The sequence below is a fragment of the Pseudoalteromonas spongiae UST010723-006 genome (assembly GCF_000238255.3).
Taxonomy (GTDB): domain Bacteria; phylum Pseudomonadota; class Gammaproteobacteria; order Enterobacterales; family Alteromonadaceae; genus Pseudoalteromonas; species Pseudoalteromonas spongiae.
Genome location: NZ_CP011039.1, coordinates 2,274,681 through 2,292,144, shown reverse-complemented (window position 1 = coordinate 2,292,144; position 17,464 = coordinate 2,274,681). Strand labels below are relative to the sequence as shown.

The following is a 17,464-nucleotide window of genomic DNA, read 5'->3' as shown; positions in this document are numbered from 1 at the left end:
ATACAACTGATACGCTTATTTTAAGGAGAATTTATGCAGCCAAAAAGCAATTTACACAACCTTTACATTGCTTTGCGTTGCTTTTCATTGAGCTTGCTAAAGTAACCATAACACCAAATAAGACCCAACTGGAGAATGTTATGAAATTTAAAATGTTAGTTTCGGCAGCAGTATTATCAATTGCAGCACTTTCAAGCAGCGTAGTTATGGCAAAACCTCATAAAGAGGGCTTTAACATGTACCGAATGTTACTTTCAGAGCGCGGTATTTCACGTTTAGATTTAACTAAGGTGCAACAAGATAAAATAAAAAGTATTGCTGATGCAGAAAAAGCGGCGCTAAAAGCATTTAAAGAGCGCAATCCGAATTCGCGCGCCGATGTTAAGGCACTTGTGCATGCTGAAGTATTTGACGAAGTGGCATTTAGGCAAATGCTTGCCAAACAGCAAACTGAACGCACCGAGCTTGCTGTTATGAAAGCGAAAAATAAAAATGCAGTTTGGAATACGTTAACGGCGGAGCAGCAGGAAAAGCTTAAAAAAGTAATGAAACGTAAAAATAAGCAAAAGCGCTCAAAGCAACATGCAGAAAAGTAGCTAACAGATAGTGTAACTAACCAAATATACTGTTTGTGTTTGGTTAGTGCATCTTTTTATTTATGTTTGTGAATTTTTGTACAGTTTTTATTGTTTGAGGTGTACGAATTTTATTCATTTAATCACAAAGTTAAACACTTTTTTCTAGCCCAAGGCGCTAATGTAATTTCAGGTCAATAAGGAAATTACATTATGAATAATATAAAGAACAAAATAGGAACGGCATTTGTTGTGCCAGCATTATGTGTACTGTCTGTTGCGTGTGATAGTGACTCGCATCAATATCGAGATACATCTCAACCGGTCGTTATTGACTTTAATGCCGACCATCATGATTTTTCAGCGTTATTCTCGGACTACCCGCAAGGGCAGGAGGATTTTTTCGAACTGGCATCGTCTTATCAACAGCTACCAACACCTTATGAAGATAAGCATGGCTATCGTCTGTATGGCAGTAACCGTTCAGATGATTTATTTATGGGGCTTTATGGCAAAATTGATAATTTAAGGCCAGCAAAGCGCTATAACCTGTCGTTTAAAGCCACTATAGTTACTAATATTCAATCAAATTGTGCAGGCATTGGCGGGCCACCAGGTGAATCTGTTTATATCAAAGTCGCAACTCATTCAGAACAGCCTAAAAATAGCCTTAAAGATGGAATGTATCGCCTTAATTGGGATGTAGGCACACAAGGCGAACGGGGGGAGCATAGTCAGGTAGTAGGGGATATTAGTAATGGTATCGATTGTATGGCTGAAAATCGTTATATTGCGAAAGAGATGACCTCCGAGGTAAGTATTCCTGTAACGGCTAATGATAATGGCGATGTATGGATTATGGTTGGCAGCGATTCGGGTTTTGAAGGGCCATCTGAATTACTTATTTCACATATTTCAGTGGCCTTTACTAATTAACCCGAGTTCAGGCTAATTAATCTTTAAAAAAGCCTTCTTGGTTTGCAGCAAGCATTGCTTCGATGTCTTCGATAGACTCAGGAGTAAATGCTTGCTCAGGCGTTAGAGGTGTGGAAATCGTGTGATTTTCTTCTGACCATTCGCCTAGATCAATAAGTTGACAGCGTTTAGAACAAAAAGGGCGAAATTTTGCGCTTTCTTGCCAGATAACCTCGTTTTGGCAAGTAGGGCACTTTACTGTTGTTGGCATAAAAATAACTTCAATTACGTTGATTGTGCAAATGTTAGAGAATAACTATGTTTGAGTAAAGCGCTTGGTTTAAATCAGTCGTTCAATACTGCCTAGGCAATGCGGATATGGTTCATAGTTATTCAACCCAAAGTTCATTGCGTAACGTAAACCCTTAATTCAAGCGTTTAGTAACTGGTAACACGGTTTATCTCGGCAAGACTAGTCACCCCTGACGCAGCTTTTTCTAGCCCTGAAAGTCGCAAACTATTAAATCCACTCGCTAATGATGCTTTGGCGATATCCAAAGAATTTCCGCCCGACATAATGATTTGTGATATTTCAGAGGTAATTCGCATTACTTCATAGATACCGACTCGACCTTTATAACCTTCTGTACAATGTTCGCACCCAACGGCTTTAAATAACGTAATATTGCCAATTTGCTGGTCAGAGAAGCCCTGCGACTTGAGTTCCTCGATCGGTAAGGTTTCAGGTGTTTTACAATTATTGCAAAGGCGTCGAGCAAGGCGTTGTGCAATGATTAAGCTAATAGAACTTGCAACATTGTACGCGGGTACGCCCATATTGAGTAAGCGAGTAAGAGTTTCGGGTGCTGAGTTTGTGTGTAGCGTACTTAACACCAAGTGACCTGTTTGCGCTGCTTTTATTGCGATTTCAGCGGTCTCCAAATCACGTATCTCACCAACCATAACAATGTCGGGATCTTGGCGAAGGAAAGCGCGTAATGCGTTTGCAAATGTCATATCTGCTTTGGGGTTTATTTGTACTTGGTTAACACCGACAAGGTTTATCTCGACTGGGTCTTCGGCTGTGGAAATATTAACCTCAGCTTTGTTTAAAATATTTAAGCCGGTGTAGAGTGATACTGTTTTACCTGAGCCGGTGGGGCCTGTAACTAAAATCATACCTTGAGGTTGTGAAAGTGCATCTAAATACATGGCTTTTTGTGCAGGCTCATAACCAAGCACATCAATACCGAGCATAGCACTACTCGAATCCAAAATACGCATTACAATTTTTTCTCCCCACAAGGTAGGTAGGGTGGAGACACGAAAATCGATACTTTTCTTTGCTGTAATTTTTAATTTGATACGACCATCTTGTGGTTTACGTTTTTCTGCAATATCTAAACGAGACATTACTTTGACACGGGCTGAAATGCGTGACGATAGCATTTGTGGCGGTGATGCTACCTCATGCAAAATACCATCAATGCGAAAACGGATACGATAGGACTTTTCATAAGGTTCAAAATGTAAATCTGATGCGCCTTTACGTATCGCGTCCATCAAAATTTTATTGATATAGACAATGATAGGGGCATCGTCTTTATCTGGTGCGCTGTCTTCAGATAAGTTAGCTTCTGTATCAGTTACTTCAATATCGCCAAATTGCTCAAACTCTTCATCTGATATTGCCAAGTCATCAGTTTTATTAAATATTGTTTCAATAAGTTGCTCGAGCGCATTGAAGTCAACAACTATAGCTTCAGTTTGAAGGCCTGTGTTGAATTCGAAGTCTTCGAAGGCATCAAAATTAGTTGGGTCAGATGTGGCTAAGAATAAAGTTCTTCCACACTTTGATAAGGGTAACAAATGGTGTTTTTTAACTAGCTCTTCGCTGATATCATCAAGCGGTATACTGCTAGGCTCTACCGTGGCAATATCTAGGACGGGTAAGTTAAACCAAGAAGAACAGTATCCTGCTAATTGCTTTGATGAAAGTTTACTGTTGTTTAAGATAAACTCGCTAATATGTGTGGTTGAACTCGCGGCTGAGATTACTTGTTCATGCGCGATAAACCCCATTGCAACACATTTACGAATAAGCGGAGAGTTTACATTCATCACTTGCCTCCAAATCAATCTACTTTAAGTGTTGTTGAGATTACTTGGATTGCAAGTTTTACGAAAAATCAGGAAATTATAATGTTTTAGGGTGTGAAGTTTTACTTTGCGAGCAAACTATGAATTCGCTACTGATTGTTTACGATATGAATACAGAGATTTTATCTGTTTGATAGCTTTTGATGAATTGCCATTACTTGAGCATATGTGTTATCCAATGATAATGCGTTATCAATAACGTAATCTGCTTTTTTTAATTTTATACTCCTAGGCATTTGAGCTGCAATAATCTGTTTTATTTGTTCTTGATTGACACCGTCACGCTCACTACCTCGTATAATTTGCAGTTCCTCGGGAATGTCCACTACTAGTGTTTTTTCACATAACTTATCAAGGTTATTTTCGAATAACAGAGGCGCGTCCAAAATAACGTAGGGCCCTCTTGCTGCATTTAATTGTTTTAAGATTTCTTGGCGAATAATTGGGTGCAGTAAGTTATTAAGCCATAGTTTTTCGGATTCGTTGGCGAAGATAAGCTTTCTGAGTTCGGCTCGATTGAGTTCGCCATTATTTAAAAGAATCCGAGAACCAAAGTGTACTTTAATTTTTTCAAGGCTGGATGAGTTCGGTGCAACAACTTGCTTTGCTATCGCATCCGCATCAACAATAGTGATACCGAGTTTTTTGAAATAGTTTGATACAGTGGACTTTCCGGTGGAAATGCCACCGGTTAATCCGATTACTGGAACTGGCATATTATAATGTTAAGAAATTAAAATAAGCGGTTTGGATTTGTTCACCCCAAATCAGGGAAATCCAGCCAGCTATTGCAATATAAGGCCCAAATGGAATCGGTGTTGCTTTGTCTTTCCCTTGAATCGAAAGAAGCGTAACCCCAATTACCGCGCCCACAAGGCTCGACATTAACACTATCATGGGTAAATACTGCCAGCCTAAAAGAGCACCAAAAACAGCCATTAGCTTAAAGTCACCATAGCCCATACCCTCTTTGCCGGTAAGTAATTTAAATACCCAATATACTGACCAAAAAACGAGGTAGCCTGCAGCTGCACCAATAATAGCTTGTGATGGTTCAATCGTAAGTCCCATAACTGACGCTATTAATACCAACCACAGTAATGGCAAAGTAATTTGGTCTGGCAATAACATATGGTCTATATCAATGAAAATAAGTGATATTAGTGCGTATGTCAGTATTAAGTACAAAGCGGCTTGCTCAGTTATGCCAAAATAATACGCTATCACAAGGCCAGACAGACCAGTTAAAAGCTCAATGCTTGGGTAGCGAACTGAAATCTTGTTACCACAGCAGGCCGCTTTACCACGCAAAAATAACCAACCAAATACCGGCAAATTAAACCAAGGTTTAATTTGTGTATTACAGTGAGGACAGGTTGAACTAGGCGTAATTAAATTGAATGCCTTTGTGCTTGCCTCGTAAGGTGTTTTGAGATTGTCAGCAAGTAGCAAACTGCATTCAGCCTTCCACTCATTTTCCATCATTTTTGGTAAACGATAGATAACAACGTTCAGAAAGCTGCCGATGCATATGCTTACTAGAAAAACAGTTACGCAGTATAGCCAAGGTGCTAATGTAAATGCTTCAACAATATAATTCATTAATATTTAACCAATTACTTGACCTAATTGGAAGATAGGTAAGTACATACCGACAATTAAACCACCAACTAGTACACCTAAAACAACCATAATGAGGGGTTCAAGAAGGCTAGAAAGTGCATCTACAGCATCATCTACTTCCTGTTCATAAATACTAGCAACTTTTCCAAGCATATCGTCGATTGCGCCAGACTCTTCACCAATTGCTACCATTTGGATAACCATATCAGGAAAGACGCCGGTGTTCTTCATGGCGAAGTTCATTTGGTTACCAGAGCTGACTTCATTTTTAATTTCTAGTATTGCATCTCGATATACAGCATTTCCTGAAGCTCCGGCTGCAGATTGCAGCGCGTCAACCAATGGGACACCTGCCGCAAATGTGGTTGATAAAGTGCGCGCATAACGCGCTACTGCAGCTTTGTTTAGGATCATGCCAACAATTGGAAGCTTCAATATTGCTCTATCTGTATTGTCTCGAACTTGTTTGTTTGATTGATGGGCTTTTTTAAACAGAAAAAAGCTTATTCCAATAATGCCAAACACCACCCACCAATAGGCCTGCATAAACTCAGATATACTCACAATCATTTGTGTAAAAGCTGGTAATTCAGCTCCGAAACCGGCAAATACTTGCTCAAATTGTGGTACAACGAATATTAATAAAATCACCGTTACGATAAATGCAACCGTAAGAACCGCTATTGGATAAAACATTGCCTTTTTTATTTTTGACTTAAGGGCTTCTGCTTTTTCTTTATATAGCGCTACCCTATCGAATATATGATCTAGTGCACCTGATTGTTCGCCTGATTCAACAAGGTCGCAGTAAAGTTCATCAAAATACTTAGGGTTGGCTCGTAGTGCTTTACTTAAAGGATCACCGGCTTTAACTTCATCAGCTATTTTAACTACTAACTTTTGTAAAGATTTATTTTCGGACCCATTAGCTATCATATCCAAGGCCTGAATTAGTGATACGCCTGCGGTTAACATTGTTGCTATCTGTCTTGTTAATACAGCGATGTCTCTAGGGGTTATCTTAGGAGCAGAGCTCATTCCAAAGGTTTGAGATTTTCTCTTAACTTTGGACGGGGTGATTCCTTGTTTACGGAGTTGAGCCTTTACGATTGCGATACTGGGGCCATTTAATTCTCCCTCCATGCGCTTTCCGCGTGCGTTGACCCCTACCCATGAAAATGTAGTTAGGCCTTTATTGTTCTCTTTTTTTGCCATTTTTTATCCTTAATCTCAAATCATTAAAGGCTCTATTAGTTTAGTGTTATCTAGTTTATCTTTCTAGGCTTTAATAGCTCGTTACGCGATTTATCTCTGTAATACTTGTCACACCTGAAGCTGCTTTCACTAATCCAGATTTTCGCAAATTATTAATACCTTCTTGCTCTGCAATTGCTGCAATTTCCAAAGAGTTACCACCTCGCATAATAATCTCTGCAATTTTTGGTGTAATTGGCATTACTTCATATATACCAACACGGCCCTTATAACCTTCTGTGCATTTATCGCAACCTACAGCCTTAAATAGTTGTAGGTTAGATATTTGTTCACTTGTGAATCCAAGTTTTAATAGCTCTTCTTCAGGAAGAGTTTCAGGTTCTTTACAAACTGGACAAAGACGCCTTGCTAGACGCTGAGCAATGATTAAGCTTACAGAGCTTGCGATATTGTATGAGGGGACCCCCATATTCATTAAACGCGTTAGCGTTTCAGGTGCGGAGTTAGTATGTAAAGTACTTAAAACTAAGTGACCAGTTTGTGCTGCTTTGATAGATATTTCAGCGGTTTCTAAATCACGGATCTCACCTACCATTACGATATCCGGATCTTGACGCAGGAAGGCCCTAAGCGCATTGGCAAAGGTCATGTCTGCCTTAGCATTTATTTGAACCTGGTTAATACCAACTAAATTTATTTCTACAGGATCTTCTGCGGTACTAATATTCCTTTCCGGTTTGTTAAGAATGTTTAGACCTGTATAAAGAGAAACTGTTTTACCTGAGCCTGTAGGGCCTGTAACAAGAATCATGCCTTGTGGTTGTGCAAGTGCATTTAAATAAAGCTCTTTTTGTTCGGGTTCGTACCCTAATACATCAATGCCAAGCATAGCACTCGATGAATCAAGAATACGCATTACAATTTTTTCACCCCAAAGCGTTGGTAAAGTCGATACACGAAAATCAATGCTTTTTTTAGCCGTTATTTTTAATTTAATACGGCCATCTTGTGGCTTTCGCTTTTCTGCTAAATCAAGTTGAGACATTACTTTGATACGTGCTGAAATTCGACTCTCTAAGCCTATAGGAGGATTAGCAACTTCATGTAACACGCCGTCAACACGAAATCGAATTCTGTAAACGTGTTCATAGGGCTCAAAGTGTAAATCTGAAGCTCCGCGCTTAATTGCATCCATTAAAATTTTGTTAATGTAAACAATAATTGGAGCGTCATCTTCTTTTGCATTTACATCACTTTCTTCGTCAGCTTTGTTATCTATATCCGAAGTTACGCCACTCAACTCATTGAGCTGATCATCGCTTAGCTCTATTCCATCACTCTTTTCAAACAATGAATCTATTGCGGTGTTGAGTTCATCGTATGCAACCACCACCACTTCAGTTTGTAAACCTGTATTAAACTCATAGTCTTCAAACGCATCAAAATTTGTAGGGTCCGCACTAGCTAAATAGAGAGTTTTGCCTTTTAATGCGATTGGGAGCACTTTATGCTTTTTTATAAGCTTTTCGTTTCTTTCTTTCCCGTCAGGAACAAAATCGAGGTCAAAATTATTCAACTCAAGTAAAGGTGCTGAAAACAAGCTAGCAGCTTTAAACGCCAGTTCTTTCGCTGATAACTGTGTCGCATTACAAAGGCGTTCAATAAGAGGGGTATCGGGATGATTATTTGCTAAAGTTGAGCGGTCAAGATACCCAAAGCTTTCAAGTTTTCGAATTAGAGGAGAAGATAGTTGCATTGAGTTATTTTTTTAGCTGCATATTGCGATTATTTCACAAAATAATTACTTCTTAGTCAAGGAGTAAATAAATTAATAGACATTATCATTAGAAATGAGTTTTAACTCACTGTATATTTTTTTCAGAATGATCAAAAAGCTAGATGTGCTAAATAATCGATGGTTATGTGGGTGGTTTAAATGCAGAAGAATGATTAAGTGATTTTTCGGGTCAATTAAAAGTAATGTTTCTAAACCTGGTAGATTTCCTTTGTGTTGAAAAACTTTATTGTTAAATACGTTTTGAACATAAAAACCATTGCAGTATGTATCAAAAACACAGTCGTCGAAATCAACAGGATACTCTTTGCACTCTTTATTGGCACACTTTATAAAATTTTCAGCAAAACGAAATAGGCCTACAGGCGAAGTAAGCATATTTCCAACAGAATCAAACGATGGAGGTAAAGGGTATTTAGACGCACGACTCGGCAAGATTTTTGTCTTTGTCCAGTTTGACCAAGCGCTTTGACGTAAATATTTAAAGTCTTTACCAGTTACACATTCCATCTCTTTACCAATTAGTAAATAATTCAAGTTTGAATAATTAACTCGATAGGTATTAAAAGGCTTACTAACTAGTGCTTTCTTATATTGGGCTTCTATGGCTTGCTCATCAAATATATTATTAGTCAATTGTGGATATTGAGATGTGTGATCAAGCAATATGAGAGGGTTATAGCTTTGCTTATACAGGCAGCTTCTGAAAGCTGCTAGAGAGACTGTATCTTTAGTTATATGATAGGTAAACAATCTATAAGTAATTGGCTTTGCAATGGAAGCCCATTGGTAAACATTATTTATCGATTCACCATTAATTTTATCATCGTTAAATTTGTACCAAATTTTAAGTTGATGTTCCGCAAGCACTGAAATTGGAGATAAAAGTAATGCAAAGGCTACATATTTTATAAGCATTTTATTGGCACTTTCTTTAGGTATTGGCGATAGGCTGGGTATTGTGCTAAATGCATTTCCTCCGTTTTCGCTCGCAAGTAATATATACCATTCCAGAATAGAATAACTAAAACTGCGATTATGGTATCTAGGATACTGGTTGTAACAACAAAAGGAACTGACATTAACCACCAGTAAATATTTTTAGCCAAGTAAGCTGGATGAGCGCAATAGCGATATGGCCCCCAGTGAATAAGTCGCCGATAAGTTAAATTAGAAAATGTATTGCCGAATGAAATAGTAGCCCAAAAATAAATGGTCCAAGTAACAGTTATTAAACATCCCCAAAACCAATACAAAAGCGTGTTTTTTTCGAGCCAGTGTGTCCATACAAACTTATCAGGGGCTTTCACAAAATCTGAAACTAAATCATTTATAGGGGGGTAGCATAAAAAACAAACAACAATACCCGTTAAATAAGGATTAAAACTCTTTATGCTATTTTTAAAGTATTTAGCAGCGAATATATATCCGATCAACGCAATACTGACATCAATAAGTAAGCCTAATTGAATTAGGGAGTTAAACCAATTTACGTTACTTTTATTTAATATATCAGTTAAAGAAAGTGCTTGTATAAGTTCTACTTGTATGTCGAATAAAAAACACGCAAAAAATACTTTGATGAAGAGTGATAAAACAAAATATCGCCAATTAATATCGCTTGATTTATCAGCAATGAGCTTTTCACCAAACTTTTCTAAATAAGTATCACGAGATAAGCCTTCAAATAATAGTAGAGAAATTAGAAATAAGGGAATGTAATAGGTTCGATTTTCAAGAAAGTAATAACCACTTGAGTTTATTAAAAAGATTATATTAACAACAACAATAACCCCTACACTTACAAAGAAAATACCTATTAGTTTCTTAGTATCTATATTGAATCTTTTTATCTTAAAAAAATTTAAACTTAGAATAAAAGCGATGCAAAAATTAAAAATAACAGCTATAAATTCAGCATTGATTACTGGCGTTTCACTTTTGGGAATAGTTATTAATAATAGCCAAACGACACTGATAAAAAGAGCGGCGCTAACACCTGAAAAATATAATTTGTTCATAAATAAAAAAGAGGAGCGATAAAGCTCCTCTCAACATAATTTAATTTTGATTAAACTATTATAAAGAACCACCACCAGTAGAACCACCACCGCTTGATGATGATGCAGCTTGTTCAGTTACAGTACCAGCTGTCATATCGATTACATAAGTTTTATCACCAGGGCTTACAGCGACCATTGTAACGCCTGTGCTTGAAAGTGTTAGTGGAGTTGTGATGCTCGGTGTACACGCATTACCAGCGTAAGCACGTGCAGCTTCTGCTGCGTGTAGCTTGATTGCGCTTTCTGTCATCCATTGCTTTGCGTCAGTAGAACAAGCGTTGTTTGCACCACGGATAGTGTAGTTTTGATACTGTGGAATCGCTACTGCTGCAAGAATACCGATGATTGCAACAACGATCATTAATTCGATTAGTGTGAAACCCTTTTGGGCTGTTTGTTTCATGTTTTTCATAATGTACCTCTAACGAGTGTTTATGGGGCTAAGTTATTAAAAAGAGCTGCCTGTTAAACAGAGCATACTCATTCCATTAATTAGTATAGTTAAACTTCTCTAATGAGAAAGTAAGTATTAGTAACTTTTCCCTAAGCGATTAATACCAAACCATAAAAAATTATTAATTTGTCTCTAAAAACCACCTAAAGGTACTACTAAGTTGGCTTACTAGGAACAAAACTAATTCCTTATTACTAGCCTGTACTTCCTGTACTCGCTATTTCTAATGAGATGCTAGCACGACATTTATGACTTGTGTAGCATCTTTTTTTACAATTAGCTTACATGTTCCTAAATTAATACAAAAGGATTACTCTTTCTGTATGAAAAAAGTTAAAGTTCACTAATTAGTCGCCATTATTTTCAAAACGCATTGATAAATCAAGCGCTTTTACATGTTTTGTTAAAGCACCTGAAGAAATAAAGTCGACACCTGCTTGAGAATAGGTGCGTAAAGTCTCTAATGTCATATTCCCCGACACTTCCAGTTTGGCGCGTTTGTTAGTGATTGTTACCGCCTTGTTAATCATCTCAACTGTGAAATTATCAAGCATGATAATGTCTGCACCAGCATCAAGAGCCAACTGTAGTTCTGCTAAGTTTTCTACTTCTACTTCTACTTTTTTGTCTGGATGATTTGTTTTCGCTTGTGCTACCGCATTCTCAATGCCACCACAGGCAGCAATGTGGTTTTCTTTAATTAGAAAGGCGTCAAATAATCCGATGCGATGATTTTCGCCACCACCGCATTTCACTGCGTATTTTTGTAATAAGCGTAATCCCGGAATTGTTTTTCGAGTGTCGAGCAGTTGTGTTCCTGTACCAACTAACTCTTTTACATAGTGGGCGGTAATCGTTGCTGTGCCTGAAAGTGTTTGAACAAAGTTAAGCGCGGTGCGCTCAGCAGTTAAAATAGCGCGTGCATTACCAACCGCGGTAAATAACGTTTGGTTTTCTTCAATGGTATTGCCATCATCAACTAATACATTCACTATTACACTTGGATCTACCTGTTCAAACACTTCTAAAATAAGTTGCTTGCCACAAAAAACACCCGCTTCGCGTGTGATTACTTTTGCGTTTGCTTGTTGTGTTGCCGGAATAAGCTGTGCGGTAATATCGCCGTCAGCACTTTGGTAGTTTAAGTCTTCGTCGAGTGCAGATTTAACGAGTTGAGAAATTAATTGTTGAGAGAGAGCCATAGTGAAATTACAGATAATGAACGTTGTTATAATTTTATCGTGTTGATTATAAGTTGGCTATGATTTTATTGGATTTCAGATTTCAGATTTCAGATTTCAGATTTCAGATTTCAGATTTCTTTCGGCAAGTGTTAATCTGAGATCTAATTTCTGCAGACTACTTCGAAACATGCAAATAGAACAACACGTATTACAAGGTATTTGCTTTTTACCTTCTCCTCATTTTAACGAACGGCAAGATGAAGAAGATATCTCCCTGATTGTACTTCACAATATTTCGTTGCCGGCAGGTCAGTTTGGTTTACCGTATATTTCTGATTTATTTTTAGGCTGTTTGGATTGCAAGGCCGACCCAAGTTTTGCTGATTTAGAAGGGCTTGAAGTATCAGCGCATTGTTTAATTCGCCGCGATGGCGAAGTTATTCAGTACGTACCATTTAACAAACGGGCGTGGCATGCTGGTGTGTCTGAGTATAAAGGTAGGCAGGGATGTAATGACTTTAGTATTGGTATTGAATTAGAGGGGAGCGATCATGTTCCTTTCACAAATGAGCAGTATGCTAGCCTTGAAGAACTGGTCAAAATGCTTTTAAAACATTATCCTAAGTTAAATTCAAAAGGGATCACGGGTCATAGTGATATCGCACCAGGTCGGAAAACTGATCCTGGTCCACACTTTGATTGGGCCCGCTTTCATGCCTCATTAACGTAGCAGAGAACAAGATGATTTTAATTTCAGTAATCTTAGCACTTATTATTGAAAGACTTGCCGCAAAAGAAGATGCTTGGCAGCTTAATACCTATGTTAAGCATTTTATTAGTGTAAGTGAGTCAAACGGCTTATTTAGTAAGATTTACTCGCGACGAGTGGATTTCTTTATTTGGCTATTACTTCCTGTGCTACTACTCTTTGCCGTGAGTGAAACATTTGATTTTGTTTTGCTTGAATTAGCGATTAACGTGGTTGTGTTACTAGTGTGTTTTGGTTGTGCTTACTTGCGTGAGAAATACAAAGGGTATTTAAACGCATTGCAGCGAGATGATGCAGAAGCTGCAACACTGTATGCGCTTCAATTAGGTCAAAAACGTACAGAACAGGATGGTGGTGAAACGCTCGGCCAAACAATCGCATGGATTAACTTCCGTTATTATGGCGCGGTTATTTTTTGGTTTGTTATCTTTGGTGTGTGTGGCGCACTTGGTTATGCGTTAATTCGAAATTTTGCAGACCTGACCCGTAATGATCCTGAATCAGCCTTTCGAAAACACAAAAAGGTGCTTCATAAAACCCTTTATTGGCTTGATTGGTTACCGGCACGCATTGTCAGCTTTGGTTATTTAATTATTGGTAACTTTAGCCAAGGCACGGCAACTTATTTAAAATATGTCTTTAACTTTTCAGTACCAAATCGACGAGTCATCGGTGACATTGCCCATGCTGCTGAACGTGTAGAACAAGAGTTTATCGGCTGCAGTTTTGAAGCTAAATGTATGGTGCGGTTAGTAAAGCGAAACATGCTGTTAATGCTAGCGGCAATTGCAATTCTTACTTTACTGGGGTCGGTTGGTTAAAAAAGAATTGAGATTTCAGAGTTTAGGTTTCAGAATTTTTGCTGAACCCTGAACCCTGAACCCTGAACCCTGAACCCTGAACCCTGAACCCTGTCTGGTCTGACCATTTTACTTTTTCACCAATTAAATAATTATTCTGTTATTTTTTGTCTACCTTTAATGGTGTTTGATTTCTTATCTCGCACGTAACCTGAGGTTTAGTGCATCGTTGCCAAACTATTTTTAGGCAAAAAACACTGCATTGAATAGTTATGCCATTAATCTTGATAATTTTGACTATTCACCGTATTTCTGATAATTTAAGCGCTAATTTTTGGTATGACCAATTTACCTTTTGCGAATTTGACACACTATTTGCTTGATTAGGAACGGAAAACAGAAGGTTACTTCAAAAGCCTATGTCATTTAAGATAAAAGCCGCTAAGCTGTCGGATGTGATTTTAGAACAACTTGAGAATATGATTCTTGAGGGCTCGTTGGCGCCCGGCGAAAAACTACCGCCGGAGCGCGAGCTGGCGAAACAATTTGAAGTGTCACGTCCTTCATTACGTGAAGCGATTCAAAAATTGGAAGCCAGAGGGCTGGTAACACGTCGCCAAGGTGGCGGTACTTATGTTAAAAACCAGCTTGAAGGGGGGATGACAGATCCACTGTTTGATTTGATTTCCAAACACCCTGAATCACAATTCGACTTACTTGAATTCCGTCATGCCTTAGAAGGTATCGCAGCCTACTATGCGGCACTTCGTGGTACCGATACAGATTTTGAATATATTTCCAAGTGTTTTGATGCCATTGCAACTGCAAATGATATTGAAACCCAAGCTCAAATGATCAATGCCTTTCATTTTGCCGTAGCAGAAGCATCGCACAACGTAGTGTTGCTGCACTTAATTCGCGGTATGAAATCATTACTTGAGCAAAATATTCAGCAGAATTTAATGGTATTAGTGCAAAAATCAGATGTTAAAACGCAACTAGCTGAACACAGAAAATTCCTGTTTGATGCAGTAATTACAGGACAACCAGATAAAGCACGTGACGCAAGTAATGCGCACTTAGCCTTTATTGAAGAAGCTTTATTGCAAGCGGGTAAAGAGCACTCTCGTATTGAGCGCAGTTTACGTCGTTCGCAAAAAAATTAAACGATTTGAAACATAACTCGATTTATCTGTTAGGGATAAATTTGAATTTAAACATAAGGGACACTCCATATGTCTGAAGTCAATAAAATTGACGTTGACGCGTTAGAAACCCAAGAGTGGTTGCAAGCGCTTGAGTCAGTAGTAAAAGAAGAAGGCGTTGAACGCGCGCAGTTTTTACTTGAACAAGTACTAGAGCAAGCACGTCTTGACGGCGTAGATATGCCAACTGGTATCACAACTAACTATGTGAATACTATCCCAGCAGATCAAGAGCCTGCATACCCAGGTGACACAACAATTGAGCGTCGTATTCGTTCAATCGTGCGTTGGAATGCGATTATGATCGTTTTACGTGCATCTAAGAAAGACTTAGAGCTAGGCGGCCACATGGCGTCTTACCAGTCGTCTGCTGCATTCTACGAAATGTGTTTTAACCACTTCTTCCGTGCACCAAACGAGAAAGACGGTGGTGATTTAGTTTATTACCAAGGTCACATTTCACCGGGTATCTATGCACGTGCTTTCTTAGAAGGCCGTTTGACAGAAGAGCAACTTGATAACTTCCGTCAAGAAGTAGACGGTAAAGGTATCTCTTCATACCCACACCCTAAGTTGATGCCTGAATTCTGGCAGTTCCCAACGGTATCTATGGGTCTAGGTCCAATTGCATCTATTTACCAAGCTCGTTTCCTTAAATACCTAGAAGGTCGTGGTCTGAAAGAGACGAACGAGCAGCGCGTTTATGCGTTCTTAGGTGATGGTGAGATGGATGAGCCAGAATCACGTGGTGCAATTTCTTTCGCTGCGCGTGAGAAGCTAGATAACCTATGTTACCTAATTAACTGTAACCTACAGCGCCTAGATGGCCCAGTAATGGGTAACGGTAAGATCATTCAAGAACTTGAAGGTCTATTTAAAGGTGCTGGCTGGAACGTAATTAAAGTAGTTTGGGGTTCTGGTTGGGATCTACTACTTGCGAAAGATACGTCTGGTAAACTTTTACAGCTTATGAACGAAACTATCGATGGTGATTACCAGACTTATAAGTCAAAAGATGGCGCATACGTGCGTGAGCACTTCTTCGGTCGTTATCCAGAAACTGCAGCACTTGTTGCAGATATGACTGATGACGAGATCTTCGCGCTTAAGCGTGGTGGTCACGATACATCAAAGCTTTTCGCAGCTTACAAAGCAGCGCAAGAGACAAAAGGCCGTCCTACTGTAATCTTAGCTAAAACTGTTAAAGGTTACGGCATGGGGGAAGCAGCTGAAGGTAAAAATATTGCGCACCAAGTTAAGAAAATGGACATGACGCACGTTGAACACCTTCGTTCACGTCTTGGCCTTGAAGACTTGGTATCTGATGAGCAAATCAAAGACTTACCATACTTGAAGCTTGAAGAAGGCTCTGCAGAGTACGAATACTTACATGCGCGTCGTAAAGCACTACACGGTTACACGCCACAGCGTTTACCTAACTTCACGCAAGCACTAGAAATTCCAACGCTAGAGCAATTTAAGCCACTTCTAGAAGAGCAAAAGCGTGATATCTCTACGACTATGGGTTATGTACGTGCGCTAAATATCTTATTAAAAGATAAAGGCGTAGGTAAAAACATCGTACCTATCATTGCGGATGAAGCACGTACCTTTGGTATGGAAGGTTTATTCCGTCAAATCGGTATTTACAACCCGCATGGCCAGAATTACACACCTCAAGACCGTGACATCGTTTCTTACTACAAAGAAGCAACATCAGGTCAGGTACTTCAAGAAGGTATCAACGAGCTAGGTGCAATGTCTTCATGGGTTGCTGCTGCAACGTCATACTCGACAAATGACCTACCTATGATCCCATTCTACATCTACTACTCTATGTTCGGCTTCCAACGTGTTGGCGACATGGCGTGGATGGCGGGTGACCAACAAGCGCGTGGTTTCTTACTAGGTGCAACGGCTGGTCGTACAACCCTTAACGGTGAAGGTCTACAGCACGAAGATGGTCACTCGCACATTCAAGCGGGTACTATTCCTAACTGTATTTCTTATGACCCAACATTCGTATTTGAAGTAGCGGTAATCCTGCAAGACGGTATCCGTCGCATGTACGGTCCTGATCAAGAAAATGTGTTCTACTACCTAACGCTAATGAACGAGAACTACGCACAACCTGCAATGCCAGAAGGTGCGGAAGAAGGTATTCGTAAGGGTATCTACAAGCTTGAAGAAAATGCAGGCGACAAAGCACACGTTCAGCTAATGGGTTCAGGTACTATCTTAAACGAAGTACGTAAAGCAGGTCAGATCCTAAGCGAAGAGTACGGTATTGGTTCTGACGTATTCTCAGTAACTTCATTTAATGAACTTGCGCGTGATGGTCAAGACGTTGAGCGTTTCAACATGCTTAACCCAACAAGCGATGCAAAAGTACCTTACATCACATCTGTATTAGGTGAGTCTCCGGCAATTGCGGCAACTGACTACATGAAGAACTATGCAGAACAAGTACGTGCTTACATGCCAAGCGCATCTTATAAAGTACTTGGTACTGATGGTTACGGTCGTTCAGACAGCCGTGAAAACTTACGTCGTCACTTCGAAGTAAATGCAGGTTACGTAGTAGTCGCTGCACTTACAGAGCTTGTTAAGCAAGGTAAAGTTGACGCATCAGTTGTGGCAGACGCTATCAAGAAATTTGATATCGACACAACGAAAACTAACCCACTATACGCATAAGAGGCAGAT

The 17,464-nt window shown here is 39.1% G+C and carries 16 protein-coding genes; 6 read left to right on the top strand and 10 right to left on the bottom strand.

Features of this window, described 5'->3' with window-relative positions:
* Positions 1 to 140 precede the first annotated feature (140 nt).
* Together PSPO_RS10630 and PSPO_RS10625 are read left to right on the top strand one after the other, a co-directional pair.
* A complete protein-coding gene (locus tag PSPO_RS10630; protein ID WP_010561752.1) occupies positions 141 to 596 on the top strand; it encodes a Spy/CpxP family protein refolding chaperone in 456 nt (151 codons plus the stop codon).
* A 192-nt stretch (positions 597 to 788) separates the two neighbouring features.
* Entirely contained in the window at positions 789 to 1,511 is a 723-nt protein-coding gene (locus PSPO_RS10625) for a hypothetical protein (RefSeq protein WP_010561751.1), read from the top strand.
* A gap of 16 nt (positions 1,512 to 1,527) precedes the next feature.
* Here the strand turns inward: PSPO_RS10625 and yacG are convergent, their stop codons facing one another.
* The 10 genes from yacG to nadC form a co-directional block, all read right to left on the bottom strand.
* A complete protein-coding gene (gene yacG / locus PSPO_RS10620; protein ID WP_010561750.1) occupies positions 1,528 to 1,761 on the bottom strand; it encodes a DNA gyrase inhibitor YacG in 234 nt (77 codons plus the stop codon).
* Positions 1,762 to 1,928: 167 nt separating this feature from the next.
* A complete protein-coding gene (gene pilB / locus PSPO_RS10615) occupies positions 1,929 to 3,611 on the bottom strand; it encodes a type IV-A pilus assembly ATPase PilB (RefSeq protein ID WP_010561749.1) in 1,683 nt (560 codons plus the stop codon).
* A 161-nt stretch (positions 3,612 to 3,772) separates the two neighbouring features.
* Positions 3,773 to 4,366, bottom strand: coding sequence for a dephospho-CoA kinase (gene coaE / locus PSPO_RS10610; protein WP_010561748.1), 594 nt, complete (start codon positions 4,364 to 4,366; stop codon positions 3,773 to 3,775).
* Position 4,367: 1 nt separating this feature from the next.
* On the bottom strand, positions 4,368 to 5,252 hold the full coding sequence (locus tag PSPO_RS10605) for a prepilin peptidase (RefSeq protein ID WP_010561747.1): 885 nt from the start codon (positions 5,250 to 5,252) through the stop codon (positions 4,368 to 4,370).
* 6 nt (positions 5,253 to 5,258) lie between these two features.
* Positions 5,259 to 6,488, bottom strand: a complete 1,230-nt coding sequence (locus PSPO_RS10600) for a type II secretion system F family protein (RefSeq protein ID WP_010561746.1) — start codon at positions 6,486 to 6,488, stop codon at positions 5,259 to 5,261.
* Between the two features lie 70 nt (positions 6,489 to 6,558).
* The gene (gene pilB / locus PSPO_RS10595; protein WP_010561745.1) at positions 6,559 to 8,244 is read right to left on the bottom strand and encodes a type IV-A pilus assembly ATPase PilB; all 1,686 of its coding nucleotides are present in this window, start codon (positions 8,242 to 8,244) and stop codon (positions 6,559 to 6,561) included.
* Positions 8,245 to 8,316: 72 nt separating this feature from the next.
* Positions 8,317 to 9,201: a serine hydrolase domain-containing protein gene (locus PSPO_RS10590; protein ID WP_010561744.1), complete on the bottom strand. Its 885-nt coding sequence runs from the start codon at positions 9,199 to 9,201 to the stop codon at positions 8,317 to 8,319.
* A complete protein-coding gene (locus PSPO_RS10585; RefSeq protein ID WP_010561743.1) occupies positions 9,192 to 10,304 on the bottom strand; it encodes a methyltransferase family protein in 1,113 nt (370 codons plus the stop codon). The genes PSPO_RS10590 and PSPO_RS10585 overlap by 10 nt, the downstream gene beginning before the upstream one ends.
* Before the next feature lie 58 nt (positions 10,305 to 10,362).
* Entirely contained in the window at positions 10,363 to 10,758 is a 396-nt protein-coding gene (locus PSPO_RS22010) for a type IV pilin protein (protein ID WP_010561742.1), read from the bottom strand.
* Between the two features lie 389 nt (positions 10,759 to 11,147).
* Positions 11,148 to 12,002 (bottom strand): carboxylating nicotinate-nucleotide diphosphorylase, encoded by an 855-nt coding sequence (nadC, locus tag PSPO_RS10575; protein WP_010561741.1) that lies wholly within the window; start codon positions 12,000 to 12,002, stop codon positions 11,148 to 11,150.
* Positions 12,003 to 12,171: 169 nt separating this feature from the next.
* On the opposite strand from nadC, the gene ampD reads away from it, so the two are divergent.
* The 4 genes from ampD to aceE all read left to right on the top strand — a co-directional run bounded on the left by ampD (position 12,172) and on the right by aceE (position 17,455).
* Positions 12,172 to 12,714, top strand: a complete 543-nt coding sequence (ampD, locus tag PSPO_RS10570) for a 1,6-anhydro-N-acetylmuramyl-L-alanine amidase AmpD (RefSeq protein ID WP_010561740.1) — start codon at positions 12,172 to 12,174, stop codon at positions 12,712 to 12,714.
* An 11-nt stretch (positions 12,715 to 12,725) separates the two neighbouring features.
* Positions 12,726 to 13,574, top strand: coding sequence for a beta-lactamase regulator AmpE (gene ampE, locus PSPO_RS10565; RefSeq protein WP_010561739.1), 849 nt, complete (start codon positions 12,726 to 12,728; stop codon positions 13,572 to 13,574).
* 398 nt (positions 13,575 to 13,972) lie between these two features.
* A complete protein-coding gene (pdhR, locus tag PSPO_RS10560; protein ID WP_010561738.1) occupies positions 13,973 to 14,719 on the top strand; it encodes a pyruvate dehydrogenase complex transcriptional repressor PdhR in 747 nt (248 codons plus the stop codon).
* 69 nt (positions 14,720 to 14,788) lie between these two features.
* Positions 14,789 to 17,455 (top strand): pyruvate dehydrogenase (acetyl-transferring), homodimeric type, encoded by a 2,667-nt coding sequence (gene aceE, locus PSPO_RS10555; RefSeq protein WP_010561737.1) that lies wholly within the window; start codon positions 14,789 to 14,791, stop codon positions 17,453 to 17,455.
* Positions 17,456 to 17,464: the final 9 nt, after the last annotated feature.